The organism is Caulobacter sp., assembly GCF_049283275.1.
Taxonomy (GTDB): Bacteria; Pseudomonadota; Alphaproteobacteria; order Caulobacterales; family Caulobacteraceae; genus Caulobacter.
This window is the reverse complement of record NZ_JBAPVS010000170.1, coordinates 1-2,423: the sequence shown is the minus strand read 5'-3', so window position 1 is coordinate 2,423 and position 2,423 is coordinate 1. Positions and strand designations below refer to the sequence as shown.

Sequence of the window (2,423 nt, the reverse complement as noted above, 5' to 3'; positions counted from 1 at the left end):
GTTCTGCTGGCCGCCGGGCTTGCCGCCCTGGCCCTGGCCATTGCCGCCGCCCTTGGCGGGGCGGTTGCGCTGGCGGCGCAGTTCGGACGGGACGTTGTTGCGCGGGTCGGCGCGACGCGGATCGACGTACTTCTCCGGCGGGGCCAGCTTGTCGGCCACGGCCGCGGCGGCCGCCAGGTTCTTGTCGTTGCGACGGTCGAAGGTCGGGATCGTCTGGCGGGTGGCCTTCTGGATGTCCTTCAGCAGCGGACGCTCGTCATCGGCGCAGAAGCTGATGGCGATGCCTTCCTTGCCCTTGCGGGCGGTCCGGCCGATGCGGTGGACATAGGATTCCGGCACGTTGGGCAGCTCGTAGTTGAACACGTGGCTGACGTCATTGACGTCGATGCCGCGCGCCGCGATGTCCGTGGCGATCAGCGCCTTGACCTGGCCGGCCTTGAACGCCGCCAGGGCGCGCTCGCGCTGGCCCTGGGTCTTGTCGCCGTGGATGGCGGCGGCCTCGATGCCGCTGGCGACCAGGTACTTGGCCACCCGGTCGGCGCCGCGCTTGGTGCGGGTGAAGACGATCGAGCGCTCCACGCTCTTGTCGGCCAGCAGTTCGGCCAGCAGCGGACGCTTGCGCTGGGCTTCGATGAAGATCAGCTGCTGATCGATGCGCTCGACCGTGGTGGCCGACGGGGTGATCGCCACCTGGGCCGGGTTCTTCAGCAGTTCGCCGGCCAGCTTGCCGATCTCCGACGGCATGGTGGCCGAGAAGAACAGGTTCTGGCGTTCCTTGGGCAGCTGGCTGGCGATCTTGCGGATCGGCACCACGAAGCCCAGGTCCAGCATCTGGTCGGCTTCGTCCAGGACGAAGATCTCGACGCCGTTCAGGTGGGCGGACTTTTCGCCCAGGTGGTCCATCAGGCGGCCCGGAGTGGCCACGACCACGTCGACGCCGGCCGCCAGGGCCTTCATCTGCGGGCCGTACTTCACGCCGCCGAAGATGGTGGCGACGGTCAGGCCCATGTGCTTGCCGTAGTCGCGGAAGCTTTCAGCGATCTGGGTCGCCAGCTCGCGGGTCGGCGACAGGACCAGGCAGCGGAAGCCGCGGCGCGGGGCCGGCTTCTTGTCTTCGGCCAGGCGATGCAGGATCGGCAGGGCGAAGGCGGCGGTCTTGCCGGTGCCGGTCTGGGCGATGCCCAGCAGGTCGCGGCCCGACATCACCAACGGAATGGCTTGCGCCTGGATCGGGGTAGGGGTGGTGTAGCCCTTGTCGGTCAGCGCCTTGAGAAGCGGTTTGGCGAGGCCGAGATCGGTGAATTGAGTCAAGTCAGATGCTTTCGTGCAGCCACGAGACGGCGCATGCGATCCTCGCACGGCTCGCCTGGCGGCGGGTCGGTGGGGAGCGCCCCGCGTGACACGGGCGGTCTGATGAGAAGCTTTAGGGCGCTCGACAGGCTGAACCGAAAACGGTCCTTCACGCAGCTGGAGCGCCGATAACGCCAGATGGCGTGAGGGCTATGTCGTTTATTGCAGGTGCGAAGTCAAGGGCGGGCCAAGAACCGCAAGGATTTGCCGCGGCCGGCAGGCCTGAATGGGTCCTGAACCGGACCTACTCGAAGAACTTCTCCACCTGCCCGGCCCAGCCATAGGTGGCGCTGTTCAGCTGATCCCGATCATAGGCCGGGACCTCCTTGAAGCGGTCACGAGTCAGGTCGGCGACATAGGCCTCGGCCTTGTCGTCCCAGGTCAGCAGGCGCCAAGGCAGCGGGCGGAACTTGCCGCCGGCCGCGAACAGGCCGGACGGCTCGACCGCCACGTAGCGCGCGATGCCGGCGTCGCGGTCGATGAACACCTCGCGGATCGCGCCCAGCTTGTGGCCGCCGGCGTCGGTGATCTTCACGCCGATCAGGGCGGCGCTCTTCACTAGGCGATCTTCGAGGCTCATCGGATTCTCCAGGGGCTTGCCGCAGACAAACGCCGCCACGACGCGGATCGATCCACGGCGGTCTACGACTGTTGTGGGTTTGCGGGCGGCGGCGGAGCGGGCTATGCGTGGTAGCGCTACCGTCGTCGGCGCGACCGGGACACAAGGCGGAGTCGGGAGAGACGCATGAACGGCAAGATCCGGGCGCTACGCTGGTGGATGATCGGCTTGGTGATGTTGGGCGCGGTGCTCAACTACCTGACCCGCAGCACCCTGGGCGTCGCGGCCCCGACCGTGCTGGCCGACCTGCACATCGGGCCGCAGGAATATTCCTGGATCACCGGCGCCTTCCAGCTGGGCGTGATGCTGCAGCCTCTGTGCGGCTACGTGCTGGACTCCATCGGGCTGAAGCTGGGCTTCGCCCTGTTCGCCACGGCTTGGTCGCTGATCACCATGGCCCATGGATTCGCGGGGAACTGGCAGGTCCTGCTGGGGCTGCGCGGCGCCTTGGGCG

At 67.7% G+C, this 2,423-nt stretch carries 3 protein-coding genes; 1 reads left to right on the top strand and 2 read right to left on the bottom strand.

Annotated features, from left to right (window positions below; genetic code table 11):
• Window positions 1-1,311: DEAD/DEAH box helicase (locus WAL33_RS09315; RefSeq protein ID WP_422180688.1), on the bottom strand; the 1,311-nt coding region annotated here is incomplete at its 3' end.
• Window positions 1,312-1,594: 283 nt separating this feature from the next.
• A complete protein-coding gene (locus WAL33_RS09310; protein WP_422180686.1) occupies window positions 1,595-1,930 on the bottom strand; it encodes a PRC-barrel domain-containing protein in 336 nt (111 codons plus the stop codon).
• A 165-nt stretch (window positions 1,931-2,095) separates the two neighbouring features.
• On the opposite strand from WAL33_RS09310, the gene WAL33_RS09305 reads away from it, so the two are divergent.
• On the top strand, window positions 2,096-2,423 hold a 328-nt coding region (locus tag WAL33_RS09305; protein ID WP_422180684.1), incomplete at its 3' end, for an MFS transporter.